This is a genomic window from Streptomyces sp. NPDC059788 (genome assembly GCF_042732265.1).
Classification (GTDB): domain Bacteria; phylum Actinomycetota; class Actinomycetes; order Streptomycetales; family Streptomycetaceae; genus Streptomyces.
In genome coordinates this window covers 215,129-239,070 of record NZ_JBHWHY010000002.1, presented here as the reverse complement: position 1 = coordinate 239,070, position 23,942 = coordinate 215,129, and the positions used below count along the sequence as shown (strand labels likewise).

General features: G+C 74.7%; 21 protein-coding genes. 4 read left to right on the top strand and 17 right to left on the bottom strand.

What is annotated here, in order from left to right; genetic code table 11:
• Nucleotides 1–23: 23 nt before the first annotated feature.
• The 6 genes from ACFV57_RS02925 to ACFV57_RS02900 all read right to left on the bottom strand — a co-directional run bounded on the left by ACFV57_RS02925 (nt 24) and on the right by ACFV57_RS02900 (nt 8,324).
• Nucleotides 24–1,220, bottom strand: coding sequence for an RNA polymerase sigma factor (locus ACFV57_RS02925; protein ID WP_385224997.1), 1,197 nt, complete (start codon nt 1,218–1,220; stop codon nt 24–26).
• A gap of 137 nt (nt 1,221–1,357) precedes the next feature.
• Nucleotides 1,358–3,271, bottom strand: coding sequence for a DNA primase (gene dnaG, locus ACFV57_RS02920; RefSeq protein ID WP_385224995.1), 1,914 nt, complete (start codon nt 3,269–3,271; stop codon nt 1,358–1,360).
• 115 nt (nt 3,272–3,386) lie between these two features.
• Complete coding sequence (locus ACFV57_RS02915) at nt 3,387–4,349, bottom strand: pyridoxal-phosphate dependent enzyme (RefSeq protein ID WP_385224993.1); 963 nt, start codon at nt 4,347–4,349, stop codon at nt 3,387–3,389.
• Nucleotides 4,350–4,436: 87 nt separating this feature from the next.
• Nucleotides 4,437–5,717: an NAD(P)/FAD-dependent oxidoreductase gene (locus ACFV57_RS02910; RefSeq protein WP_385224991.1), complete on the bottom strand. Its 1,281-nt coding sequence runs from the start codon at nt 5,715–5,717 to the stop codon at nt 4,437–4,439.
• A 316-nt stretch (nt 5,718–6,033) separates the two neighbouring features.
• Nucleotides 6,034–7,365, bottom strand: a complete 1,332-nt coding sequence (locus ACFV57_RS02905; protein WP_385224989.1) for a deoxyguanosinetriphosphate triphosphohydrolase — start codon at nt 7,363–7,365, stop codon at nt 6,034–6,036.
• The gene (locus ACFV57_RS02900) at nt 7,362–8,324 is read right to left on the bottom strand and encodes a sirohydrochlorin chelatase (RefSeq protein WP_385224987.1); all 963 of its coding nucleotides are present in this window, start codon (nt 8,322–8,324) and stop codon (nt 7,362–7,364) included. The genes ACFV57_RS02905 and ACFV57_RS02900 overlap by 4 nt, the downstream gene beginning before the upstream one ends.
• Before the next feature lie 248 nt (nt 8,325–8,572).
• Here ACFV57_RS02900 and ACFV57_RS02895 point away from each other — a divergent pair, with 248 nt between their 5' ends.
• Nucleotides 8,573–10,753 carry a molybdopterin oxidoreductase family protein gene (locus ACFV57_RS02895; protein ID WP_385224985.1) on the top strand — a complete coding sequence of 727 codons (2,181 nt, stop codon included), beginning with the start codon at nt 8,573–8,575 and terminating at the stop codon, nt 10,751–10,753.
• A 17-nt stretch (nt 10,754–10,770) separates the two neighbouring features.
• On the opposite strand, the gene ACFV57_RS02890 is transcribed toward ACFV57_RS02895, so the two are convergent.
• The 4 genes from ACFV57_RS02890 to ACFV57_RS02875 form a co-directional block, all read right to left on the bottom strand.
• The gene (locus ACFV57_RS02890) at nt 10,771–11,229 is read right to left on the bottom strand and encodes a nuclear transport factor 2 family protein (protein WP_385224983.1); all 459 of its coding nucleotides are present in this window, start codon (nt 11,227–11,229) and stop codon (nt 10,771–10,773) included.
• A 113-nt stretch (nt 11,230–11,342) separates the two neighbouring features.
• A complete protein-coding gene (locus ACFV57_RS02885) occupies nt 11,343–11,798 on the bottom strand; it encodes a MarR family winged helix-turn-helix transcriptional regulator (protein ID WP_385224981.1) in 456 nt (151 codons plus the stop codon).
• 156 nt (nt 11,799–11,954) lie between these two features.
• On the bottom strand, nt 11,955–12,998 hold the full coding sequence (locus ACFV57_RS02880) for an adenosine deaminase (RefSeq protein ID WP_385224979.1): 1,044 nt from the start codon (nt 12,996–12,998) through the stop codon (nt 11,955–11,957).
• Nucleotides 12,999–13,074: 76 nt separating this feature from the next.
• Nucleotides 13,075–13,563 (bottom strand): gamma-glutamylcyclotransferase family protein, encoded by a 489-nt coding sequence (locus ACFV57_RS02875; protein WP_385224977.1) that lies wholly within the window; start codon nt 13,561–13,563, stop codon nt 13,075–13,077.
• Nucleotides 13,564–13,709: 146 nt separating this feature from the next.
• On the opposite strand from ACFV57_RS02875, the gene ACFV57_RS02870 reads away from it, so the two are divergent.
• On the top strand, nt 13,710–14,414 hold the full coding sequence (locus tag ACFV57_RS02870) for a vancomycin high temperature exclusion protein (protein WP_385225146.1): 705 nt from the start codon (nt 13,710–13,712) through the stop codon (nt 14,412–14,414).
• A 116-nt stretch (nt 14,415–14,530) separates the two neighbouring features.
• Here ACFV57_RS02870 and ACFV57_RS02865 read toward each other — a convergent pair whose 3' ends face one another.
• Nucleotides 14,531–15,595, bottom strand: a complete 1,065-nt coding sequence (locus ACFV57_RS02865; RefSeq protein WP_385224975.1) for a trypsin-like serine peptidase — start codon at nt 15,593–15,595, stop codon at nt 14,531–14,533.
• A 1-nt stretch (nt 15,596) separates the two neighbouring features.
• Nucleotides 15,597–15,893: a divalent-cation tolerance protein CutA gene (gene cutA / locus ACFV57_RS02860; RefSeq protein WP_385225144.1), complete on the bottom strand. Its 297-nt coding sequence runs from the start codon at nt 15,891–15,893 to the stop codon at nt 15,597–15,599.
• 323 nt (nt 15,894–16,216) lie between these two features.
• Here cutA and ACFV57_RS02855 point away from each other — a divergent pair, with 323 nt between their 5' ends.
• Nucleotides 16,217–16,549: a cupin gene (locus ACFV57_RS02855; protein WP_385224973.1), complete on the top strand. Its 333-nt coding sequence runs from the start codon at nt 16,217–16,219 to the stop codon at nt 16,547–16,549.
• 73 nt (nt 16,550–16,622) lie between these two features.
• Here the strand turns inward: ACFV57_RS02855 and ACFV57_RS02850 are convergent, their stop codons facing one another.
• The 4 genes from ACFV57_RS02850 to ACFV57_RS02835 all read right to left on the bottom strand — a co-directional run bounded on the left by ACFV57_RS02850 (nt 16,623) and on the right by ACFV57_RS02835 (nt 20,664).
• Nucleotides 16,623–17,408 (bottom strand): sulfite exporter TauE/SafE family protein, encoded by a 786-nt coding sequence (locus tag ACFV57_RS02850; RefSeq protein WP_385224971.1) that lies wholly within the window; start codon nt 17,406–17,408, stop codon nt 16,623–16,625.
• Between the two features lie 185 nt (nt 17,409–17,593).
• Entirely contained in the window at nt 17,594–17,926 is a 333-nt protein-coding gene (locus tag ACFV57_RS02845; protein ID WP_385224969.1) for a hypothetical protein, read from the bottom strand.
• Nucleotides 17,926–19,545 (bottom strand): alpha/beta hydrolase-fold protein, encoded by a 1,620-nt coding sequence (locus ACFV57_RS02840; RefSeq protein WP_385224967.1) that lies wholly within the window; start codon nt 19,543–19,545, stop codon nt 17,926–17,928. Before ACFV57_RS02840 ends, ACFV57_RS02845 begins: the two co-directional genes overlap by 1 nt.
• A 207-nt stretch (nt 19,546–19,752) precedes the next feature.
• Nucleotides 19,753–20,664: a glycerophosphodiester phosphodiesterase gene (locus tag ACFV57_RS02835; protein ID WP_385224965.1), complete on the bottom strand. Its 912-nt coding sequence runs from the start codon at nt 20,662–20,664 to the stop codon at nt 19,753–19,755.
• A 168-nt stretch (nt 20,665–20,832) separates the two neighbouring features.
• Here ACFV57_RS02835 and ACFV57_RS02830 point away from each other — a divergent pair, with 168 nt between their 5' ends.
• Nucleotides 20,833–22,878 carry a glycoside hydrolase gene (locus ACFV57_RS02830; protein WP_385224963.1) on the top strand — a complete coding sequence of 682 codons (2,046 nt, stop codon included), beginning with the start codon at nt 20,833–20,835 and terminating at the stop codon, nt 22,876–22,878.
• A 49-nt stretch (nt 22,879–22,927) separates the two neighbouring features.
• On the opposite strand, the gene ACFV57_RS02825 is transcribed toward ACFV57_RS02830, so the two are convergent.
• Nucleotides 22,928–23,869, bottom strand: coding sequence for a beta-ketoacyl-ACP synthase III (locus ACFV57_RS02825; RefSeq protein WP_385224961.1), 942 nt, complete (start codon nt 23,867–23,869; stop codon nt 22,928–22,930).
• Between the last annotated feature and the right edge of the window lie 73 nt (nt 23,870–23,942).

Below are 23,942 nucleotides of genomic sequence, written 5' to 3'. Positions count from 1 at the left end.
CCGGGCCGTCCGGAGGCCGCGGCTCAGTCCAGGTAGCCCCGGAGCTGGTCGGCGAAGGCGTGGTCGCGGAGCTTGTTCAGCGTCTTGGACTCGATCTGCCGGATGCGCTCGCGGGTGACGCCGAAGATCCGGCCGATCTCCTCCAGGGTGCGGGGGCGGCCGTCGACGAGCCCGTACCGCAGCTGGACGACCTTGCGCTCCCGCTCGCCGAGGGTGGACAGCACCGCTTCGAGGTGTTCGCGCAGCAGCAGGAAGGCGGCCGACTCGACGGGGGACGCGGCGTCGCCGTCCTCGATGAGGTCGCCGAGCGCGACGTCGTCCTCCTCGCCCACGGGGGCGTGCAGGGACACCGGTTCCTGGGCGAGCCGCAGCACCTCGCTGACCCGCTCCGGGGGCAGGTCGAGCTGGGCGGCGACCTCCTCGGGCGTGGGCTCGTAGCCCCGCTCCTGGAGCATCCGGCGCTGCACCCGTACGACGCGGTTGATCAGCTCCACGACGTGCACCGGGACGCGGATCGTGCGGGCCTGGTCGGCCAGGGCGCGGGACATGGCCTGGCGGATCCACCACGTGGCGTACGTGGAGAACTTGTAGCCGCGGGCGTAGTCGAACTTCTCCACGGCGCGGATCAGCCCGAGGTTGCCCTCCTGGACGAGGTCGAGCATGGTCAGGCCGCGGCCGACGTAGCGCTTGGCGACGGAGACGACCAGGCGCAGGTTGGCCTCGATGAGGCGGCGTTTGGCCATCCGGCCGAGGACGACCAGTTTGTCGAGGTCCAGGGCCAGTTGGGAGTCCAGGTCGGGGGCGAGCCGCAGCCGTTCCTCGGCGAACAGTCCGGCCTCGACGCGGCGGGCCAGTTCGACCTCCTCCACGGCGGTGAGCAGCGGTATCCGGCCGATCTCGCGCAGGTACTGGCGGAACAGGTCGGAGGAAGGGCCGCCGGCCTCGGGGCGCGGCGGCGGCTCCGGGGCGATCTCCTCCACGAGGATTTCGGGCGCGGGCGGCTCGGCCTGCTGCGGCACGGTGGCCGAATCCGCGGCCGGCGCGTCGGCGAGGGTCCGGGTCTGCACGGGGGCGACCTCCAGTGTGATCGCTGCTGAGGCGGCGGAAGGGCCGGGAGCGTCTGCGGCCGAGCCGCTGTCCGTCCCGTACATCAAGAGCGGTTCCGCGGGGGATTCCGGTTCCGTACGTCCGGACCCGCCGCGCTCCGAGGACTCAGGCACCGCTCCTCAGTGTGGAGTACGACACAGGCCCGCCACGAGGGGCGTGCGGGCACTTTTTGGGTCCGGACGGTGACCGCGCGGCTACGGCGGGGTGGTTACGGGCCGGGCGCGGGCGGCAGCGGGACGGGCGCCGGCGGCTACAGCGCCGCGTAGCCGCGTTCGCGCAGGGACTGGCCGTACTGCTGGAGGACCCACAGCTCGTTCTGGACGGCGGCCAGGTGCTGGGGGTCGGCGTTCGGGCCGAGGCGCTGGAGGGAGCCGCGGATCTCCGTGACGCGGCGGTTGACTGCGGCCAGCCGGACGGCCACCAACTGGACGCCCGCGTACACCTCGTCGGCGTCGCGGCGGGTGTGCAGCGGCTCCACGGCCAGCTCGGTGACCATGGCGCGGACCGTGTCGTCGGGGGCGGCCTCGCGGACCCGGGCGAGGTAGCCGTTGTCGCCCGCGGCGGACAGTGCGCCGCCCGCGTCCTCGATGCACCGGCGGACGGTGGCGTACGGGGGCGCGGTGAACTCGTCGGCGCCGTACGCGTCGAAGGCCGGCGAGACCAGGTCGGGGCGCTGGAGGGCCAGCTTGAGCAGCTCCCGCTCGACGCGGTGGGCGGGGCTGCGGAGGTTGAGGGCGGGGCCGCGGGGGCCGGGCGGCGGCTGGACGGCCTCGGGGGCCTGGGGGGCGGCGCGGCGGCCCGTACGGCCCGGTTCCTGGCCGTCCCTGCCGCGCTCGCGGGCCCAGCGGGCGAGCTGGCCGACCCGGCGGACGACGAACTGGGTGTCGAGGATGCCGAGCATCCCGGCGAGCTGCACCGCGGACTCGTGCTGGATGGAGCTGTTCTTGATGTTGGCGACGATGGGCGCCGCCTCGTCGAGGGCGGCGGCGCGGCCGACGGTGGTGTCCAGGTTGTGCCGGGCGACGACCTGGCGCAGCGCGAACTCGAACAGCGGCGTACGGGACTCCACCAGACCGGCTACGGCCGCGTCGCCCTTGGCCAGGCGCAGGTCGCAGGGGTCCATGCCGCCGGGGGTGATGGCGATGGAGGTCTGCGCGGCGAACTTCTGGTCGTCCTCGAAGGCGCGGAGCGCGGCCTTCTGGCCGGCCGCGTCGCCGTCGAAGGTGAAGACGACCTCGGAGCCGGAGTTGTCCATCAGCAGCCGGCGAAGGATCTTGATGTGGCCCTCGCCGAAGCTGGTGCCGCAGGTGGCGATGGCGGTGGTGATGCCCGCGAGGTGGCAGGCCATGACGTCGGTGTAGCCCTCGACGACGACCGCGCGGCTGGTCTTGGCGATCTCCTTCTTGGCGAGGTCGATGCCGTACAGGACCTGGGACTTGCGGTAGAGGGGGGTCTCCGGGGTGTTCAGGTACTTGGGTCCGTTGTCGTCGTCGCGCAGCTTGCGGGCGCCGAAGCCGACGACCTCGCCGGCGATGTCGCGGATCGGCCACATCAGCCGGCCGCGGAAGCGGTCGATGGGGCCGCGGCGGCCGTCCTGGGAGAGGCCGGAGAGGATCAGCTCCTTGTCGCTGAAGCCGCGGCCGCGCAGGAACCGGGTGAGGTGGTCCCAGCCGGCCGGGCTGTAGCCGACGCCGAAGTGCTGGGCGGCGGCCTGGTCGAAGCCGCGCTCGGCGAGGAACTTGCGGCCGATCTCGGCTTCGGGTCCGTCCAGCTGCTCGATGTAGAACTGGGCCGCGGCCTTGTGGGCCTCGACCAGGCGGGTGCGCTCGCCCTGCTGGCGGCCGGGGGCGTAGCCGCCTTCCTCGTAGCGCAGGGTGATGCCGGCCTGGGCGGCGAGGCGTTCGATGGTCTCGGCGAAGGAGAGGTGGTCGAGCTTCATGATGAAGTCGACGACGTCGCCGCCCTCCTGGCAGCCGAAGCAGTGGTAGAGCCCCTTGGCGGGGCTGACGTGGAACGACGGGGACTTCTCGTCGTGGAAGGGGCACAGGCCCTTCAGATTGCCGCCGCCCGCGTTGCGCAGCTGGAGGTATTCGGACACGACGGCGTCGACCGGGACCGCGTCCCGCACCGCCTTCACGTCGTCATCGTTGATCCTGCCTGCCACGCCTGAATTCTACGGGTGGGGTACGACAGTCCCCGCCGGGCCCGCCCGGCCGGGTGCGGCGGTCCCCCGCGGCCCCGCCCGGCGGCCGGGGGCCACACCGCCGGGTCCGCCGCTCTCAGGCCATCAGCTCCAGGAAGCGGTCCAGCCCGATGTTGCCGCCGGAGATCACCACGCCGACGCGGCGCGGCAGCGGGTCGACGGCCCCGGCCAGCAGGGCGGCCAGCGCGCAGGCCCCGCTCGGCTCGGTGACGATCTTCAGCCGTTCGAAGGCCAGCCGCATCGCGGCCCGGATCTCGTCGTCGGTGACCAGCACCACCGAGTCCAGCAGCCGCCGGTTGATCGGGAAGGTCAGTTCGCCGGGCTCCGCGAGCGCCTGCCCGTCGGCGATGGTGTGCGGTACGGGGATGCGCACCCGCTCGCCGGCCGCCAGCGAGCGCCGGGTGTCGTCGCCGGTCTCCGGCTCGACGCCGATCATGCGGATGCCGGGGCACAGCGCGGTGGCGGCGACGGCCGAGCCCGCCATCAGCCCGCCCCCGCCGACCGGTGTGAGCAGGGCGTCCAGCGGGCCGGTCGCCTCGATCAGCTCCAGGGCGGCGGTGCCCTGTCCGGCGATGACGTGCGGATGGTCGTACGGCGGGATCAGGGTCAGGCCGCGCTCGGCGGCGAGCTTCGCGCCGAGCGCGGCCCGGTCGCCGGTGTAGCGGTCGTACGTGACGATCTGGGCGCCGTATCCCTCGGTCGCGTCCCGCTTGGAGCGCGGTGAGTCCTCCGGCATGAGGATCACCGCGCTGCTGCCCAGCTCCCGGGCGGCCAGCGCGACCGCCTGGGCGTGGTTGCCGGAGGAGAACGCGGCGACGCCGCGCGCGAGCCGCTCCGGCGCCAGCCGCGACACGGCGTGGTAGGCGCCGCGGAACTTGAACGCGCCGACGCGCTGGAAGTTCTCGCACTTGAGGTGCACCTCGGCGCCCACGAGGGCGTCGAGGGTGCGCGAGCGCAGCACGGGGGTGCGGTGGACGACGCCCTTGATACGGGCGGCGGCGTCCCGGACGTCGTCCAGGGTGACGGTGGCTTCGGTCATGGGTGGTGCTCCCCGGGCATCGGCTGCGGTCCTGGGCGTCGGCTGCGGTACGGGCCGGCGCCGCCCGGCGCGCGGGCGGCGCCGGGCTCAGAGCAGCGAGTCCAGGGGCACCTGCGGGTTCGCCAGGGCGTTCGGGTCCAGGGTCCGGCCCGAGCGGATGAGCTTCTGGATCGGTTCGGTGACGTCCCACATGTTGACGTTCATGCCCGCCAGCAGCCGCCCTTCGGACAGCCAGAAGGCGATGAATTCCCGCTTTCCGACGTCGCCGCGGCACACGACCTGGTCGTACGAGCCCTGGGGCGCGTAGCCGGAGTACTCCAGTCCGATGTCGTACTGGTCGGAGAAGAAGTAGGGGATGCGGTCGTAGGCGACGTCCTGGCCGAGCATGGCGCGGGCGGCGGCGGGGCCGCCGTTCAGGGCGTTGGCCCAGTGCTCGACGCGCAGGCCGGCCGGACCGCCGTCGTCGGCGGCGGGCAGGAGCGAGTATGGGAAGGCCGCGACGTCACCGGCGGCGTAGATGTTCGGGTCGGAGGTGCGCAGCGCGGCGTCCACCGCGATGCCGCCGCCGTGCGCCCGGTCGACCAGGGTCAGCCCGGCCTGTTCGGCCAGGGCGGTGCGCGGGGCGGCGCCGATCGCGGCGAGCACGTCGTGGGCCGGGTGCTCCTCGCCGTCGTCGGTGCGCGCGGCCAGCACCACGCCGTCCTGCCCGGCGATCTCGGTGAGGCGGGCGCCGAAGTGGAAGCGGACGCCGTGCTCGCGGTGCAGGTCGGTGAAGAGGCTGCCCAGCTCGGGCCCGACGACGCTGTGCAGCGGTGTCGGCTCGGGCTCGACGACGGTCACCTCGGCGCCGTACGAGCGCGCGGCGGCGGCGACCTCCAGGCCGATCCAGCCGGCGCCGGCGATGACGAGGTGGCCGTTGTCCCGGCCGAGGGAGCGCAGCACGCCGCGCAGCCGTTCGGCGTGCGCGAGCCGCCGCAGGTGGTGCACGCCCGCCAGGCCGGTGCCGGGGACGTCCAGGCGGCGCGGCTCGGCGCCGGTGGCCAGCAGGAGCTTGTCGTACGCGATCAGGGTGCCGTCGCCGAGCCGCACGGTGCGGGCGGCCGGGTCCAGGTGGACGGCGGGCTGGCCGAGGTGCAGTTCGATGTCCGCGCCGGCGTACCAGGCGGGCTCGTGGACGAAGACGCTGTCGCGTTCCTCCTTGCCGAGCAGGTACCCCTTGGAGAGCGGGGGGCGCTCGTAAGGGTGGTCGCGCTCGTCACAGATCAGTATCACCCGGCCGGTGAAGCCCTCCGCCCGCAGGGTCTCGGCGGCCTTTGCCCCGGCCAGGCCACCCCCGACGATGACGAACGTCTGGTGTGCGTCGACCACTTGCTTCCTCCTCGCTGCGGCGCGGTGCGTCCGCGTCCGTGAACGCCCCCGGTCGTGTCCCCGTTCTACCCCCCGTGGTGCTTCCGCCGCGTACTGCCCGGCGCGGCCGGTCGCGTGTCCCCGCCCGGTCGTGTGACGCCGCTGTGTCATTTCGCGTTCCGCGGCCGTCCACCCCGTCGTGCCCCTGTTTTGTTTCCCCCGTCCGAAACACTCAAGCCCGAGCGTCCCGCACCGGGCGTGCCGCGGGAAGGGGGCGCGCTTCCCAGGAGTCGCACGGGCCCCGTCCATGGTGGCCCGGTGCTGGGGGCGGCGCTGGTCAGAGCGTGCCCCGCGGCCGGGTGAGCCGGGCGTGCAGGGAGCGGGCCGAGACGTCGGTCAGGGCGGCGATCTGGTCGATCAGGGCGCGCATCCGGGCGGTGTCGTCGCCGGCCGCCTCGGCCTGGTCGTACAGGGCGCGGAACTGCGGGTCCAGGCCGTCCGGGGCGCGGGCGACCAGTGCCTCGGCCAGTTCGGCGATGACGACGCGCTGGTCGGCGCGGAGCGCTTCCTGGTCGGGGCGGCGCATGACGTAGCGTTCCGCGACGGCCTTCAACACGGCACATTCCAGGCGGGTTCCGCGCGGTACGACGAGCCGGGCGCGGTGCCGGGTGAGCCGCCCGGTGCCGTACTCGGCGCGGGTGGCGGTCTCCGCGGCGAGGCAGAAGCGGCCGATGAGCTGGCTGGTGGCGTCCTTCAGGCGGGCCTGGGCGACGGCCGTGCCGTCGTAGCCGTGCGGCCACCACGCCTGGTCGAGCAGCCGGTCGAGGGCCTCGCCCAGTTCCTCGGGGCCGGCGTCGGGCGCGTAACGTTCGACGGCGATCGCGAACACTTCGGCACGTTCGGGTTCGGCGAGCAGGCAGTTCGGGTCCACGTAGCCGGCGTGCAGTCCGTCCTCGACGTCGTGCACCGAATACGCCACGTCGTCGGCCCAGTCCATGACCTGCGCCTCGAAGCTGCGGGCGGCCTCCGGCGCGCCGTGGCGGAACCAGGCGAAGACCGGCAGGTCGTCCTCGTAGACCCCGAACTTGGGCGAACCGGGGTCGGTGGGGTGCCCGCCGCGCGGCCACGGGTACTTGGTCGCGGCGTCCAGGGCGGCGCGGGTGAGGTTGAGGCCGACGCTGACGGCCGTACCGTCGGTGTCGGGCACGAACCGTTTCGGCTCCAGGCGGGCGAGCAGCCGCAGCGACTGGGCGTTGCCCTCGAAGCCACCGCACGGCGCCGCGACCTCGTTGAGGGCCTGCTCGCCATTGTGCCCGAAGGGCGGGTGGCCCAGGTCGTGGGCGAGGCAGGCGGTCTCCACCAGGTCCGCGTCGCAGCCGAGGGCGGCGCCCAGTTCCCGGCCGACCTGGGCGCACTCCAGGGAGTGGGTGAGGCGGGTGCGGGGGCTGGCGTCCCACAGGTGTTCGGTGGTGCCGGGGGTGACGACCTGGGTCTTGCCCGCGAGGCGGCGCAGCGCGGCCGAGTGCAGCACCCGGGCCCGGTCGCGCTGGAAGGCGGTGCGTCCCGGGCGTTTGTCGGGCTCGGGGACCCAGCGTTCGGTGTCGGCGGCGCCGTACCCCGTGCCGTCGTGGCCCGCTTCGCGGCCGGTCGTCGTTCGTGTGCCCGTCATACGGTGACGGTAGCCGCCCCGGCGGAGTCGTGGTCGCACCCGCTGCGCGCAGCGAGTGCCTGGTCGTAACGGTGCAGGACCAGCCGGGCCAGCGCGGGGTGGTCGCCGAGCGGCGCGGCGGCGGGCCCGGGTGCGGCCGCGGCGCACTGGGCGGCGAAGCGGCCGGGCGCGGTGAAGCAGGCGGCGAGGGCCGGGCGGTGGTGGCCGCGGGCGGCGAGGACGCGCAGCGCGGCGGGGACGGAGAGCGGGGTGCCGGGCGGGCCGCCGTGCGGGGGCGCCGAGGCGTAGGCGGGCAGGACGGGTACGCCGCCGAGCCGGTCGGACAGGAGCCGCGCGGTACGGGCGGTGTCGGCGGCCGACTCCGGGGCGCGGGAGCCGGCGGCGGCCAGTACGACGGCGCTCGGGCGCCGGGCACCGGCCTCTTCGAGGCGGGCGTGCAGGGCTTCGGCGAGCAGGGGGTGGGGGCCGAGCGGGCGGGCGAGGCGTGCCGTGAGGTGGGGCGCGCCGGCCAGCGCCGCGGGGATGTCGCGGCCGGCGTGCTGTCCGCGTGCGAGCAGCAGCGGTACGGCCACGGCCGGGCCGCTCAGCTCCGCCAGCGTGTCCGGGAGCAGCGGCGCGTTCAGCTCGATGTGGCCGAGGCGGACGGTGAGTCCGGGGCGCAGTCGCCGTATCCGGTCCAGGAGGGCGGTGACGGTGCGCAGCGCGGCGGGGTCACGGCTGCCGTGCGCCACCGCGACGAGTGGGGGCACCTCCCGGGCCGTTGGGGCATCGGGGAAGGGCCGGGAGGTGTCCGGTGCGCGGACCGCCGGGTCCCGGCGGGGCAGGCCGCGCAGTCCGATCCGGCTGAGGCGGTCGCTGAGCTGGTGGGTGATCTCGGTCATGAGCTGCGCCGTACTGTCGAAAGGGACCGCGGTGTGCGAAGGGACCGCGGGGGGCGGGGGCGGTATCGACGCCTTCATGGGAGGAGCCTGGCAGCCGGGCGTTGCCGGGCCGTTGCGGCGGCGTGACGGCTGGTTTCCGGTGGCTGTCGGGCCGCGGGTGCGGGGCGTGAGGTGAATCGGGCGTGCGGTGTGCCCGGTGCCCGGTGCTCCTCGATCGCCGGGCACGAATCTCCTCACCCGCCGGGTACCGGCACGGTGAGGCGGGCTTCCCCGGCCCGTAACGCCGCTCCGGACCGGCGGAAACACGGGCGCCGCAGGCTGGCCGTATGAACGCCGCCACCCCCCGCACCGCCACCGCCCCGGCGGCCCCGCCGCAGGAAGCGCACGCGCAGGTGGACACCCACTGCCCGTACTGCTCCCTGCAGTGCGGCATGGGCCTGCGCCGCACCCCGCCGGGGGCCGCCGCTCCCCCGGCCGAGGTCGTGGAGCGCCCCGGCTTCCCCGTCAACCGGGGCGCTCTGTGCGGCAAGGGCCGCACCGCCGCCGAACTGCTCGCGCCGGGGGCCCGGCTGACCGAGCCCCTGGTGCGCGATCCGGCGACCGGCCGTCTCGTGCCGGCGGACTGGGACACGGCGCTCGGCCGGGTCGCCGCGGGGCTGTCCCGTACCGGTGCCGTGTACGGCAGGGACGCGGTGGGCGTCTTCGGCGGGGGCGGGCTGACCAACGAGAAGGCGTACGCGCTGGGCAAGTTCGCGCGGGTGGTGCTCGGCACCTCGCAGATCGACTACAACGGCCGGTTCTGCATGTCCTCGGCCGCCGCCGCGCACCAGCGGGCTTTCGGCCTGGACCGGGGGCTGCCCTTCCCGCTGGCCGACATCGCCCGCGCCGGCTGCGTCGTCCTCGTCGGCTCCAACCTGGCCGAGACCATGCCGCCCGCGCTGCGCTACGTGACGGAGCTGAAGGACAACGGCGGGCGGCTGATCGTCGTCGATCCGCGCCGTACCCGGACCGCCGAACAGGCGGACCTGCACCTGGCGCCGCGCCCCGGCACCGACCTGGCGCTGGCGCTCGGCCTGCTGCACCTGGTGGTGGCGCAGGGCCGTACGGACGAGGAGTTCATCGCGGCGCGCACCAGCGGCTGGCCGGCCGCGCGGGCCGCGGCGATGGCGCACTGGCCGGAACTGGTCGAGCGCGTCACCGGCGTACCGGTCCCCCAACTCCGTGCGGCGGTGCGCCTGTTCTGCGACGCGGACACCTCCATGGTGCTCACGGCGCGCGGCCCCGAGCAGCAGTCCAAGGGCACCGACACGGTCGGCGCGTGGATCAACCTGTGCCTGGCGACCGGCCGCGCGGGACGTGAACACTGCGGCTACGGATGCCTGACCGGCCAGGGCAACGGGCAGGGCGGGCGCGAACACGGCCAGAAGGCCGACCAGTTGCCGGGCTACCGCAAGCTGGCCGATCCGGCCGCGCGGGCGCATGTGGCGGGCGTGTGGGGCGTGCCCCCGGACTCCCTTCCGGGCCCCGGCCGCAGCGCGTACGAACTGCTGGACGCGTTGGGCCGCGATGTGCGCGCCCTGCTCCTCATGGGCTCCAACCCCGTCGTCTCCGCGCCCCGCGCCGCCCACGTGGAGCGGCGCATACGGGCGCTGGACTTCCTCGCGGTGGCCGATGTCGTGCTGTCGGAGACGGCTGCGCTGGCGGACGTGGTGCTGCCGGTCGCCCAGTGGGCGGAGGAGACCGGCACGACGACGAACCTGGAGGGCCGGGTGCTGCTGCGCCGCCGCGCCCTGGACCCGCCGCCCGGCGTCCGCACCGACCTCCAGGTCCTCAACGCGCTGGCCGCCGGGCTCGGCTGGGAGAAGGGTTTCCCCGCCGACCCGGAGGAGGTCTTCGACGAGCTGCGCCGCGCCTCGTCCGGCGGCCCGGCCGACTACGCCGGCATCACCTACCGGCGGATCACCGCCGAGGACGGCGTCTTCTGGCCCTGCGCGGACGAGGACCACCCCGGTACGCCGCGCCTCTTCCTGGACCGCTTCGCGACCCCCGACGGCCGGGCCCGTTTCGCCCCGGTCGCCCACCGTCCGGCGGCCGAGGAACCGGACGAGGAGTACCCCGTCGTACTGACCACCGGCCGCGTCCTGGCCCAGTACCAGTCAGGCGCCCAGACCCGCCGGATACCCGGCCTGAACAGCGCGGCCCCCGGCCCGTACGTGGAGATCCACCCCCGCCTCGCCCGGCGGTACGGCATCGGGGACGGCCGCCCGGTGGCGGTGGTCTCCCGCCGTGGCCGCGCGGTGGCCCCCGCGCGCTACAGCGAGGACATCCGCGCGGACACCGTCTTCATGCCCTTCCACTGGCCGGGCCGCGGCCGCGCCAACACCCTGACGAACCCGGCACTGGACCCGACGTCGGGAATGCCGGAGTTCAAGGTGTGCGCGGTACGGCTGGAGCCGGTGGAGGCGACGGCGGAAGCGGGGGCGGCGGACGGCTCCGGCCGGGCGTGACCCTGCCGCCCGCGTCCTCACGGGGTGCAGGCCTCGGCGATCGACAGGCTGTTCTCGTAGAGGTGGTGGCGGGTGATCCGGCCGTTCTCGACGGTGAGGCGCAGCGCGAACGGGCCCTCGAAGGTCTTGCCCGTCGCCCGTACGGTTCCCGACACGTGCCCCGTCAGGACGGCGTCCGTGCCGTCGACGAGGAAGGCGTCGAGGGAGGCGCGCGAGTCCTCGGGCACCGTGTGCTCCGCCAGCTCCGCCGCCTGTGCCGCGCATTCGGCGCCGGTGGACCGCGGGCGTATCCACGGGACGACGGGGTTCTCGGCGAGCAGCCAGTCGACCCGGTCGGCGAAGAGTTCGACGAGCCGTGCGGTGTCGCCGGCCATCCGGGCGGCGATGAAGTCCTGTACGACGGCCCGGGTGGCCTCGGCGACGGCGTTCTCGGTGGTGGCGGAACCCGCCGTGGCGGCGGTGGGGTTGGCGGACATGGCGCTCTCCTCGTGGCTGCGGCCGGGACCGGTCCCGGCGGGGGCTTGCGTCGGTGTGCCCGACCTTGCCGTGGGCGGGGGCGCCGGTCGATTACTCCGGGGGTAATGGGCGCTCAGTGGTGCCACATCTTCCCGCCGACGTTGTGGATCATCCGCTGGAGCACCTTGAGCGTACGGACGTACTCCTCGTCGCCGATGCCGTCGTGGAGCGTCGCGCGCATCTCCTTCTGGAGGGCCGCGCACCGGGCGTGCACCTCGGCCCCCTCGCCGGTGATGTGCAGACGGCCGCCGTCGAGGGTGAGCAGGCCGCGGTCGCGGAGGGCGTCGATGTCCGCGGCGAGGGCTTCGGCGCCGACGTCCAGGTAGCCCTTGAGCATGTCGGTCACCTCGGCCCGGTCGCGGCCGTCGGCGTGGCCCGCCAGCTGGTTCAGCACCCACCACTGGGGCTGGCCGAGGCCGTGGCGGGCCAGGCCGGCGCGGATGTGCGTGACGGCCGCCGTGTGTGCGGCCCAGGCCCAGTAGCCGATGGGCTGGCCCGCGAGTTCGGCGTCGGGGTGCGAGTACTCCATGGTGGTTTTCCTCCTCGTTTCGCGCGGGCCCGGTGCCCGGCGGGGGCTGCGTGCCCGATGAGGAGAACCTAGGAACTCAACCGCACTTGAGGTCAACGGCGGGGCGGGGCGGTGCCCCCGGTCACCGCCGCCCCGCCGCCCGCCCCGCGGCCCCGCTCAGCCCCGTCCGTGCGCCTCGACCTCCTTGAGGTACCGCTCGCGGGTGGCCTCGTCCAGGAAGGACGCGCGGAAGGAGTTGCGGGCGAGGGTGCGCAGGGTCTCCTCGTCCAGGCGCAGGGCGTCGCGCACGGCGGTGAAGTTGTCGTCGGCGTAGCCGCCGAAGTAGGCGGGGTCGTCCGAGTTGACGGTGACCAGCAGGCCCGCGTCCAGCATCGCGGGCAGCGGGTGGTCGGCCAGGTCGCCGATGACGCGCAGGCGGACGTTGGACAGCGGGCAGACGGTGAGCGGCACCTGGTCGGCGACCAGGCGGGCGACGAGCCGCTCGTCCTCCAGGCAGCGCACGCCGTGGTCGACGCGGTCCACGCCGAGGACGTCCAGCGCCTCCCACACGTACGACGGCGGGCCCTCCTCGCCCGCGTGGGCCACGCACTTGAGCCCGGCCTCCCGCGCCAGCGCGTAGACCTCCCGGAACTTCGACGGCGGGTGGCCGACCTCCGCCGAGTCCAGGCCGACGGCGGTGATCCGGTCCAGGTACGGGCGGGCCGCCTCGAAGGTGGCCAGCGCGGACTCGGCGCTCTCGTCGCGCAGGAAGCACATGATCAGGCGGGTGGTGATGCCGTAGCGCTCCTCGGCGGTGTCCAGGGCCCGGGTCAGGCCCTCGACGACCGTGCCGACGGGCACGCCGCGCGAGGTGTGCGCCTGCGGGTCGAAGAAGATCTCCGCGTGCCGGACGCCCTGCGCCCGCGCACGGGCGAGGTAGGCGTGGGTGAGGTCGGCGAAGTCCTCCTCGGTGCGCAGCACCGCCATCAGCGCGTAGTAGAGGTTCAGGAAGGACTGGAGGTCGCTGAAGGAGTAGGCGCGGCGCAGCTCGTCCTCGGTGGCGTACGGGAGGGTGACGCCGTTGCGTTCGGCGAGGGCGAAGGCCAGCTCGGGTTCCAGGGTGCCCTCGATGTGGAGGTGCAGTTCCGCCTTGGGGAGAGGGGAGGGCGAGGGGCTCGCCGCGTTCTGCGCCGGGGCCGGGTCCGGGGAGGTGGGGGGCACGCTGGGATCACACCTGTCTGCTGCTGGGGCTGTCGGGTCTGCCGGGTCCTGTGCGGTACGGGGCAAGTCGTCCAGGTTATCGGGGCGGCGACGGCGGCCCGGCGGACGGGGCGTCCGCGCGGTGCGCCCCGTCCGCCGTCCGTCCGCGCGGCCAGTCGCCGCCCGGGACCGGCGTGCCGGACGCGCGCAGTTGCCCGGCGAGCGGCTCGGCCGCCACGTACACCCACGCCCGTACGCTCCGGCCGTCCGCGCACTCGGCCTGCCGCGCCACCCGCTCGTAGAGGTTGCCGGGGGCGCCGGGGACGTGGCCCTCCAGCCGGTCCAGGGCGGCGCGCACGGCGTCGTAGGCGTCCGCCCTCGGCCGTATGAGATCGCCGTGCACGACCGCTTCGGCGGGGCCCGTCACGGCGTACGGATAGCCGGGCCCCTCGTACAGCGTCATGCCCCTGACCAGCGCGGATTCCTCGTCCGCCGTCCGGCCGCGCAGGCATCGGGCGTGGTTGGCCCGGCCGGGGCGCAGCGTGCCGTAGACGAAGAACGGCAGGCGCTCGGGCTCGGTGGTCATCCGGGCGGCTCCTTCGTGACGGGCGCGGGCGGCCGCTCCGCCCGGCCCTTGGCGCAACCATGCCAGGCCGCGGAGCGTCGCTGCTCACGGCGCTTACGGAACGAGCGGTTACGGAACGAACGGGGGCTTTCGCGGTGGCACGTGGGATGCGGATACGGATGCGGATACGGCGGTTGGCGGGACGCGTGGCGGGCCGGGCCCGGCTGCCCAGGACGCGGCGCGGGCAGCGGCGGGCCTTCCAGGTCGCCGTGCTGGCCAGTGTGCTGGCGCTGCTGCCCGCGACGTGGACGAACGCCGCCGCGGGCTCCCGGGTGCGTACGGTCGAGGACGTCCCGGCGGCGCCGGTCGCCGTCGTCTTCGGCGCGGGGCTGTGGGACGGCGAGCCGTCCCCTTACCTGGCACACCGGCTGGACGCCGCCGCCCGCCTGTACGACCGGGGCACGGTCCGCGCGGTCCTCGTCACCGGCGACAACAGCCGCGAGGACTACGACGAACCGGACGCCATGCGGACGTATCTGGTCGCGCACGGCGTCCCGGCGAACCGGATCGTCGGCGATTTCGCGGGCTTCGACACATGGGACTCGTGCACGCGCGCCCGCCGGGTCTTCGGCGTGGACCGGGCCGTCCTGGTCAGCCAGGGCTTCCACATCCGGCGCGCGCTGGCGCTGTGCGGCGCGGCCGGCGTCGACGCGTACGGGGTCGGTGTCGACGACCGGCACGACGTCACCTGGTACTACGGCGGGACCCGCGAGGTGTTCGCGGCGGTGAAGGCGGCGGCCGAGGCAGCCGTACGGCCCGATCCGCGGTTCCTCGGGCCGCGGGAGGACGGGGTGGCGGCGGCCCTGCGGTAGCCGCAGGGCCGCGGGGGCACGGAGCGCGGGTACGGGCGCGTGGGCCGCCGCCGTCGGACGTGGCCGTGGCCGTGGCCGTGGCCGTCAGATGTGGCCGTCAGTCGTGGCCGTGACCGTCAGCCCGCGACGGCGCGGGCGTACAGGCGGAACACCTCCGGGCCGTAGAACGGGCTGTAGGAGGTCCGGTCGCTGTCGGGGCCGGATGGGCCGCCGCCGTTGAGGCCGCCGATGTTGCCGACCACGTATCCGGTCTTCGTCCGCTCGTCGAAGCGGCTCAGCCACGGGCTGCCCGAGGTGCCGCCGTAGAAACCGCCGCACTCCATGCGCAGCTGCCGCTGCCCGGTGAGCCGGGTGGTCCGCACCGCGCACCGTATGGCCTGGTCGGCCGGGTCGTTGCGGACGGACGGGTAGCCGATGACGGTGACGTCGGTGGCGTAACCGGGGGTGCGCGTCAGGATGTTGCCGCCGGTGACCGACTCCAGCGGGCGCCCCTCGTCGTCCGGTTCGACCGTCGCGAACGCGAAGTCCAGGTCCGAGCCCGGACCGGTGTCGGTGCGCCCGGGGTCGGTGAAGCCGCGGGTGATGGCCCACACTCCGTACGGCTGGGTGGCAGCGCCGGAACGATACTGCGGGACAAAAGCCGCACGTGACCCCGGATTGCAGTGCCCGGCCGTGAGGATCAGATTGCGGCGCGGGCTGCGGACGACGCTGGCGGTGCAGTGGTGGGCCCGCGCGTCCTTGTCCACGGAGAAGAGCACACCCACGGAGGGCACGCCGTCGAAGTGCTGGGCGGAACCGGCGGCAGCGGCCGTGGAGCGCGCGGCCGACGGCCCCGCGGCCTTCGCGGTGCCCGCGCCGGACGGCGTCGCCGACGCCATCCGCCCGGCCGTCCAGTACTGCGCCGCCGCCTCGCTCGTCCAGCCGCTCGCGCCGTCATCGTCGTCGGCGGTCGCCCCGCTCGCGGGCGCCACCAGCAGGCCCAGGGCGAGCCCGGCGCCCACGAGGCCCACCCGGCCGCGGACCGGCCAGTTGCCCCGGCGCCCGCGGCCGTGCCGCGCCCCGGAGGGCCGGGTTCCGGGCTCCTGGGCCCCGGACGGCCGGGCCCCGGAATCCTGGGCCTCGGACGGCTGTGCCCCGGCCCCCGGTGCCCCGGATCTTCTCTTCTCGGATCGCCGTCCCATGTCAGCTCGTCTCCTCCGCGACCCACGCCAGGTAACCGGCCCCGCCCCGTGTGACGGGCGTGGCGATGATCTCCGGCGTGTCGTAGTCGTGCGCCCCGAGGAGATACGCCTCCAGCGCCTCGTACCGGGCGGCGGTGGTCTTGAACAGCACCTGCCACTCCTGGGCCGTCTCGATCGCCCGCTCCCACCGGTACACGGACGTCACGGGCGCGCTGATCTGCGCGCACGCCGCCACCCGCGCCTCGACCGCGCCGCGCGCCAGCGCCTCCGCCTTCTCGGCGCTGTCGGTCGTGGTCATGACGGTCAGGAAGCCGGCCGGGCCGTCGTCCGCACCGTCCGCGGCCGCCGTCCCCCTGCCGTGTTCCGCCGGTTCGCCTCGCATGCGAACGCCCCCTTCGGGCACTGGTCGGTGATCAGGTCCCTCCGCATCGTACGGACCTCCGTGATCATCCGGCTCCCGGCCACGGAACATCCGGCGCGCACCGGCCATTCGGCAGCCGCCCGGCCACCCGTCAGGATGGACCAGGACCGGCGCCCGTGCGGTTACCGGAGCCCGTACGGGTACCAGTACCGCCACCGGTGCCGGTCCCGGCGCCGCGGTCCCGATCGAAAGGCCGCGTCATGGACGACCTCAGCTCGCTCGCCCGCCGCCAGCTCGACGACGCCAGGGCCTCCGCGCACGGGCGCAGTGCCCATCTCTTCCTCCAGGACGGCCCGCTCCGGCAGACCGTGATCGCGCTCATCGAGGGCGCCGCCCTGGACGAGCACAACACGCCGCCGGCCGCCAGCCTCCAGGTGCTGCACGGCCGGGTGCGGCTGACCGGGACCGCCGACGAGCGGGACCTGATCGCCGGGCAGGTCACGCCGATTCCCCACGAGCGGCACGGTCTGAAGGCGCTGCAGGACTCCGCCGTCCTGCTGACCGCCGTCACCGCGACGAAGACCATGAACTGACGTGACGTGACGTGCGGGCCGGCTCCGGATTCCGGCCCGCCGGCCGGGGAGGCGGGGCCGGCGGCCCCGCCTCTCAGGCCACCCACTGGTCGAAGGCCAGCTTGCACAGCAGCGACACGACGACCACGACGAGCACCCCGCGCACGAACCCGGCCCCCTGCTTGAGGGCCATGCGCGCGCCAACCGTACCGCCGACGAAGTTGAACACCGCCAGCAGCGCGCCCAGTTGCCACAGCACCGTGCCCTGGTAGGCGAACATGGCCAGCGCGCCGATGTTGGTGCACACGTTGACGACCTTGGCGGTGGCCGAGGACGTCACCAGGTCCATGTGGAGGATCGCGGCGAGCGCGACGACCAGGAAGGCGCCGGTGCCGGGGCCGATCAGGCCGTCGTAGAAGCCGATGCCCAGCCCGGCGACGAGGACCGCGGCCAGGACGCGCCGCCGGGTGACGGGCCCCGAGGGCGGCGGGGCGGTGCCGAAGGCCGGGCGGAGGAGGACGAACGCCAGGACGCCCACCAGGACGGTCATGATGAGCGGGCGCAGCACCTCGCTGTTGATGCCCGCCGCGAAGAACGCGCCGCCCAGCGAGCCGCCGAGCGCGGTCAGGCCGATGCGCAGGGCGTTCCGCAGGTCGATGGGTGCTTTGCGTACGTAGGTGTAGGCCGCGGCGGCGGTGCCGACGACGGCCGTGGACTTGTTGGTCCCCAGGACGTACGCGGCGGGTGTGTGCGGCAGGCCGACCAGCAGCGCCGGCAGGAGCAGCAGTCCGCCGCCGCCCACGACGGCGTCGATCCAGCCCGCCGCGAGGGCGGCCAGGCACAGCAGCAGGGTCGTCGTCAGGCTTATGTCAGCGGGCACCGGCCGATCTTAGGGAGCCGGACGAGGCCGGTGTGGCTGTCGTGGTGGGAGTCACAGAAGGGATGGGCGGGACGAGTGCACGTCACCGGAGGGACAGGCGGGAGGCGGCCCGTGACTGCCGCCCACCGCCCGTCCGTTCCAAGGGCGCCCCGCCCCGGCACTGGTGGGGCGGGGCGCCGCGTCCGTCACCCGGCGAGGGCCTTGGTACGCCGGTGAGGACGGTCTGGTGCGGACCGCTGGGGGCGGTCCGTGGGGAAGCGCGGCGGGCGGTCGGCGCCGGGCTGTTGGGGGCGGCTCGCGCCGGGCCGCCGGGAGCGGTCCGTGCCGAGCCCTTCCGGACGCTCCGTGCCGAACCGTTCCGGACGGGCCGCCGTGCCGGGCCGTTTGGGGCGCTCCGGGCGGTGCTCCGCGGCCGTCGGCGCCGCGGGCCCGGCCGTACGGACCCGGGACATCCGCAGGACGGCCCGGTACGCGCGGCACTTGAGGACGTAGTACGCACGGCGCGGCATGGCGGACATCAGGCGCACCCCGATCCTCCGGCGTCGGCACCGGGCACCCGGTCCGGGCGCCCCAGCAGGTCGGCCAGCCCCTCCGCCAGGCCGCCCGCCCAGCAGGCGTGGTCATGACCGCCGTTGTACTCCGTGTACGTGACGGGATGCCCCAGGGCGCGCAGGGTGTCGCGCAGTTCCCGGGACCGTTTGCGCATGTCCCCCTCGTACCGGCCGACGCGCAGGTGTGTCCGCAGCTCGCGGCGGGCGCCCTTGGCGTACTCCGCCGCCAGCCAGGAGGCGCGCTCCGGGGCGTCGGTTCCGTTCACGGGTCCCGCGCCTTCCGGCCGCCACCACAGGGAGGGCGACTGGGCCAGCACCTTGCCGAACCGGCGCGGCGCCGCGCACCCGGCGTACAGCGCGGTGAGCCCGCCCAGGGCCTCGCCCGCGACGACCGTGCGCGACGGGTCGAACGTCACCGGCAGCCGCCCGGCCGCCCAGGGCAGCAGCTCGGCGGCGAGGAAGTTCGCGTACGCCTGCCGGCCGCCGAACTCGCGGGCGCGGGTGGCGTTGTCCACGGCGTCCGGGGCGAGCACCACGAGGGGCGGCAGCACGCCGTCCGCGATCAGCCGGTCGAAGAGGTCCTGCACGCCGAGGCGCCCGAACCACATGTCGCCGTCCAGCAGCACCAGGGTGTCGGCCCCGCCGTCCGGGAGCGGCCCCGGCGGTACGTACGTCCAGACGTCCCGCCGCGCGGCGAGGGCGGCGCTGGTCAGCCGGTGCCGTTCCACCACGCCCCGGGCGCCGTTCCCGGCCGGTCCGGCGGCGCGCACCCGTGACACCCGTGACACCCACGGCTGCCACGGCTGCCACGGCTGCGCGGGGGCGTCCGGCAGTTCGAAGACCGATCCGCCCGCGCCGCGCCAACGGGACGGGAGGACGCGGGGGTTGAGCGGGTCCGGCCCCGCGGCGGCGAGCAGCGGGAGCAGCCGGGCCTGGAAGTCGTCCGCGGGTACGGCGTCCGGGGCGGACAGGGGCCCGGGTGCGGGCGCGGACGCGGGCGTGCGCTCGGGCGTGAACGCCGACGCGGGCCCGGGTGCGGGCGCGGTGCGCCGACGGCTGCCGCCGCTGCCCGTGTCGGGCGCGACGAGGTACGCGCCGCGGTAGTCGGCGGGGAGCCGGTAGGTGAGGTGCCAGACGTCGGTGCCGTGGATGCGGCGCATCAGGCTGCCCGCGAGGTGGGCGCGGTCCACCAAGCGGTTGACCAGGAGCAGGACCCGCCGGGTCGGCTCCGTGCCGCGCCACAGGAAGGTGACGGCCCGGTGCTCGGGGTCCCACGGGATCGGCTCGACGAGCGGAGTGCCCTGCGCCTCGGTCTCGGCCCAGAACTCCCGTACGGCGGCGTCGCGTCCGCCCGCAACGGAGGCGGCCAGCGCGACGATCCGCGGGCTGTCCACGATGTCGGCCGGTGCCGGACGCGACGCACGCGGCGGGCCGGCGGGCACGGCTTCCGCCGCCTCCGCTCCCACCGGTCCGCCGGAGGGTGCGCCCGGCACCGTCCCCTCTGCCGCCCCCGTCGCCGTACCCGCCGGACCGCCCGGCAGGGTTCCCCCTGCCGCGCCCGTCGACGTGCCCACCGATGTCTTCATCGACGCTCCCATCGACAACCCGCTTTCCCGCCCGGCGCATCGGCGCGGGCACAGACGACTTCGGCCGGGCCGTACGCGATGCGCCGCGACCTCGACTTAGGTAAGGCTAACCTAATCCCCCACTCGGTGATCCGACAACACCCGCGGGCGCGGCAGCCGGCCGTCCGGCCCCGCGCCGCGGACTCCGGCCCGGGAACCTGCCGCAGCTCACGGCTCCACTCGCGCCCGGGGCGCGCCCTCCCGGTCCACGTCTTCGACAGGCAGCGCGCCCGGAGCCGAACCGGCGCCGGGACCGCACACCTTCCGGGCCCACTCGCGATAGGGCCCCACCCGGTCGGTGAGCACCACATCGACCCCGGCGGCCCGCAACTTCTCCCACGCCGGGGGCCAGTTCGCCGTCCAGGCGTAGACGCGCAGCCCTGCCGCGTGCCACTGGCGCACCCGCTGCGGGGTGACCAGGAACCGGGAGACGTTCAGCTCCGTACCGTGCCTGGCCGCCTCGGCGCCGCTGATGGCGGTCAGGTCGTGGGTGAGTCCGGTCCGCAGCTCGGGCGCCCGGTGCCGCACGGCGTCCACCGCGGCCCTGTTGAAGGAGTGCACGATCACGTACCGGCCCGCGCCGGCGGCACGGACCAGGGTGAGCAGCGACCGCACCTGCGCGGGTGTCGGCGTCGGCTTCAGCTCGACCATCGCGGTGAGCCGGTGGGCAGCGGCGTACTTCAGCGCCTCGGCGAGGGTGGGCACCGGCTCGCCCCGGTCGGTGCGCAGCCCGCGCACCTGGGCGGCCGTCATGGCGGCGATCTCGCCGTGTCCGCCGGTGGTGCGGTCGACCGTCGGGTCGTGGGAGAGGACCGGCACGTTGTCGCGGGTCCAGTGCACGTCCAGTTCGAAACCGGAGGCGCCGGCGGCGACGGCGTCCTCGAACCCCCGCAGCGTGTTCTCGTCGGCCGGGGTGCCGCGATGTCCGATGACGGCCGGCACCGTGCACTGCGGCGAGAGGGCCGCCGGGGACCCGGCGACGGCCGGCCGCTGCTCCGCCTGCCGGGCTCCGCAGCCGCCGACGAGAGCGGACACGGCCGCCACAAGAGCCGCCAATCGCACCGATATTCGCTTTGTCACCGGATCACGGTAACTCGCCTGCATCCGGTTACGTGGCCAAGGTGTATGCCATGTACGTCATGGCAGGAGGAAAGCGGCATATCACCCCATGCCTCGGAAGGAGCGGTCACCCGTGCCACGCCGGGGGTTCTTAGAGAGTTCTTAAGCCCGCTCACTATCCACGTGTCCATGGATTCCAAGATCGCCCCAAGCGGCGACCGCCCCCGCACCCGTACCCGCACCGGCACGCGCGCGCTCGCCGTCTCCCTCGCCCTGACCGCCACGGTCACCGTCGGCGCCTCCGGATGCAGCAGCCAGGCCGTGGCCGGAACCGTCGCAGGGCGGCACGTCACCCTTCCCGTACGGGGCGGTACGGCCACCGTCGACACCGGCACCCTCGCCGTGCACGCCCGCACCGCCGAGGGCAGGGACCTGGTCCTTTCCGCCCCGTCCGGCACCGGACTCGGCAAGCCGGGACCCGTCGAACGCACCGGCGGCGGCGCCCGCTGGAGCTATCCGGACCGGGGGCTGACCGTGACCGCCCGCGCCGACCACGGGCGGCTGCGGGTCAGTATGAAGGCGGACCGCGACGGCTCCGTCACCTGGCCGGTCACCGGCACCGACCGGTCCGTGTCGTCCGTGCAGCTGCCGCGCGGCGAGGGCCTGGACATCCCCGTACGCGACACGTTCTGGAACTCCGCGAAGGGCGGGCTCACCGGCGACGCGATCGACCTCGGCCAGCTCGAACTGCCCCTGTGGGGCCACACGCTCGGCAAGGGACACGGCGTCAGCTACCTCACCCCCACCGACCTCGGCACCTCGCTGAAGTTCCGCTCCGACGGCGGGCAGCTGCGCACCTCCACCACCCACGACTTCAACGGCGGCGACGGCACCCGCGACTACACCGTCACCTTCGCCCTCACCGACGGCAACCCCGTCGCACCCGGCGCCGACTACCGCTCCTGGCTCGCCGAGAACGGGCAGCTCGGCAGCCTCCGCGACAAGATCCGTGCGAACCCGGCCAACGGCAGGCTGCTCGGCGCCTTCCACGCCTATGTATGGGGCGACGCGCGCAAGGCCGCGGGCGTCGAGGAACTGCGGAAGCTGGGCGTGGACCGGATGTGGCTCGGCTACGACTCCGGGCCCGGCCCGATGGACGCCGCCGCCGTCAAGGCCGCCAAGAAGGCGGGCTACCTCGTGGGCCCGTACGACACGTTCGCCAACGGCCAGGACCCGAAGACCGCCGACTCCCCCACCTCCGTGTGGCCCGGCACGGTCTACCCGGACTTCTGCGTCGAGGACGCCCGGGGCAAGCCGGCGACCGGATTCGGCAACCGCGGCTGCTACCTCAGCTCGCGCGCCTTCGAACAGGCCGAGCCGGAGCACCACTACCTCGCCGACCGCACCCGCGCCATGACCGCCAACGGCGCCGACAGCTACTTCCTCGACGTCGACGCGACCGGCGAGCTGTTCCGCGACCACAGCGCCGGCCACCCGATGACCAAGGCAGGCGACCGCGACAACCGGCTGGCCCGGATGCGGCGCCTCGCCCAGGACAAGAAGCTCGTGCTGGGCTCGGAGAGCGCGCAGTCCTGGGCCAACAAGGAGATCGCCTTCGACCACGGGGCGGCCACGCCGGTCGCCGACGGGCTGTGGAAGCTCCAGCGCGACCGGAAGAACTGGGGCGGCTACTACCCCGAGAAGGCCCCCGGCGCGTTCTTCAAGCCGGTACGGCTGCCCGCCGACCTCGCCAAGGCGATGTACGACCCGGCCTACCGGGTGCCGCTGTACGAGACCGCGCTGCACAGCTCGCTCGTCAACGCCGAACGCTGGGAACTGTCGTACGGCAAGCTGCCCGCGCAGAAGACCGACCGCGCGCTGCTCGCGATGCTCTACAACATTCCGCTGAACTACGTGCTCGACGGCCCGTCCCTCAAGAAGACCGGCCCGGAACTGGCCGCCCTCCAGAAGTACTTCGCACCCCTGCACAAGGCGGCGGGCACCGAGAAGCTGACCTCGTTCCGCCGGCTGACCGGCGACAACCTGGTCCAGCGGACGGAGTTCGGCGGCGGCAGGCTCACCGTCACCGCCAACTTCGGCCGCACGCCGTACGCCGGTCTCCCCGGCGGCTGCGTGGACGCGAAGCTGCGCGGCGACGAGCAGCCGCGGCGGCTGTGCCCGGCGAAGGTGACGGGCACAGGCGCGGGCACCGATACGGGTACGCGTACGGGCTGACGCGGGTGCGGGCCCGGCCCCGGCTCCGACCGGGCCGGGCCTGCCGCCCCTACGGGCAGTCCACCACCTGCCCGGCGAACGACAGCCCGCCACCGAAGCTCAGCAGCAGTACGGGCCCGCCGGACGGCAGGTCGCGGCGTTCGACCATCTTGGACAGGGCGAGGGGGACGGAGGCGGCGGAGGTGTTGCCCGACTCGACCACGTCCCGGGCGATCACCACGTGCTCGGGCAGGCCGAGCTGCTGGACCACCGCCTCGATGATGCGCAGGTTGGCCTGGTGGGTGACGACACCGGCGAGGTCCGCGAGGGCGACACCGGCCCGGTCGCAGGCCTCCCTGGCCAGCGGGGCGAGTTCGGTGGTGACCCAGCGGAACACCGTCTGCCCCTCCTGCGCGAAGCGCGGGTGCCAGTCGCCCACCAGGCGCACCGCCTGGGAGCGGGTGGGGTCGGAGCCCCAGACGACGGGCCCGATGTGCGCGGACTCCGCGGGGCTCACCACGGCGGCGCCCGCGCCGTCGCCGAGCAGCACACACGTACTGCGGTCGGTCCAGTCCGTGACGTCCGACATCTTCTCGGCGCCGATGACCAGGGCGTGCCGGGCGGCGCCCGCGCGGACCGCGTGGTCGGCGCAGGCGAGCGCGGTGCAGAAGCCGGCGCAGCCGTTGTTCAGGTCGTACGCGACGGCCGACGGGATGCCGAGCGCCGCCGCGACCTGGGCGGCGGTGGACGGGCAGCGGTCGATCGCCGAGCAGGTCGCCACGGTGACCAGGCCGATGTCGCCGGGTTCCAGCCCGGACGCGGCCAGGGCCTTGGCGGCCGCGGCGGTGGCCAGGTCGGCGACGGACTCGTCGTCGGCGATCCGGCGGGTGGCGATGCCGGTGCGCCGCCGGATCCACTCGTCGCTGGTGTCGACCATGCCCGCCAGGTCGTCGTTGGTCAGGACGCGCGACGGCTGGTGGTGGCCCAGCGCGGCGATACGGGTTCCCGGCACGTTCTCTCCTCGGGTCGCGGACGGCACGGCACGGCCGGTGCGCCTGCCACGGCGGTGCCGGCCGCACCGGCCG

Bases quoted from the DNA above. Each gene is read 5' to 3' on its own strand.
- ACFV57_RS02915 (WP_385224993.1), bottom strand. From the start codon at position 4,349: ATGACCGAAGCCACCGTCACCCTGGACGACGTCCGGGACGCCGCCGCC.
- ACFV57_RS02905 (WP_385224989.1), bottom strand. From the start codon at position 7,365: ATGACGGGCACACGAACGACGACCGGCCGCGAAGCGGGCCACGACGGC.
- ACFV57_RS02900 (WP_385224987.1), bottom strand. From the start codon at position 8,324: ATGAAGGCGTCGATACCGCCCCCGCCCCCCGCGGTCCCTTCGCACACC.
- ACFV57_RS02895 (WP_385224985.1), top strand. From the start codon at position 8,573: ATGAACGCCGCCACCCCCCGCACCGCCACCGCCCCGGCGGCCCCGCCG.
- ACFV57_RS02890 (WP_385224983.1), bottom strand. From the start codon at position 11,229: ATGTCCGCCAACCCCACCGCCGCCACGGCGGGTTCCGCCACCACCGAG.
- ACFV57_RS02885 (WP_385224981.1), bottom strand. From the start codon at position 11,798: ATGGAGTACTCGCACCCCGACGCCGAACTCGCGGGCCAGCCCATCGGC.
- ACFV57_RS02875 (WP_385224977.1), bottom strand. From the start codon at position 13,563: ATGACCACCGAGCCCGAGCGCCTGCCGTTCTTCGTCTACGGCACGCTG.
- ACFV57_RS02870 (WP_385225146.1), top strand. From the start codon at position 13,710: ATGCGGATACGGATGCGGATACGGCGGTTGGCGGGACGCGTGGCGGGC.
- ACFV57_RS02865 (WP_385224975.1), bottom strand. From the start codon at position 15,595: ATGGGACGGCGATCCGAGAAGAGAAGATCCGGGGCACCGGGGGCCGGG.
- cutA (WP_385225144.1), bottom strand. From the start codon at position 15,893: ATGACCACGACCGACAGCGCCGAGAAGGCGGAGGCGCTGGCGCGCGGC.
- ACFV57_RS02855 (WP_385224973.1), top strand. From the start codon at position 16,217: ATGGACGACCTCAGCTCGCTCGCCCGCCGCCAGCTCGACGACGCCAGG.
- ACFV57_RS02845 (WP_385224969.1), bottom strand. From the start codon at position 17,926: ATGTCCGCCATGCCGCGCCGTGCGTACTACGTCCTCAAGTGCCGCGCG.
- ACFV57_RS02840 (WP_385224967.1), bottom strand. From the start codon at position 19,545: ATGAAGACATCGGTGGGCACGTCGACGGGCGCGGCAGGGGGAACCCTG.
- ACFV57_RS02830 (WP_385224963.1), top strand. From the start codon at position 20,833: ATGGATTCCAAGATCGCCCCAAGCGGCGACCGCCCCCGCACCCGTACC.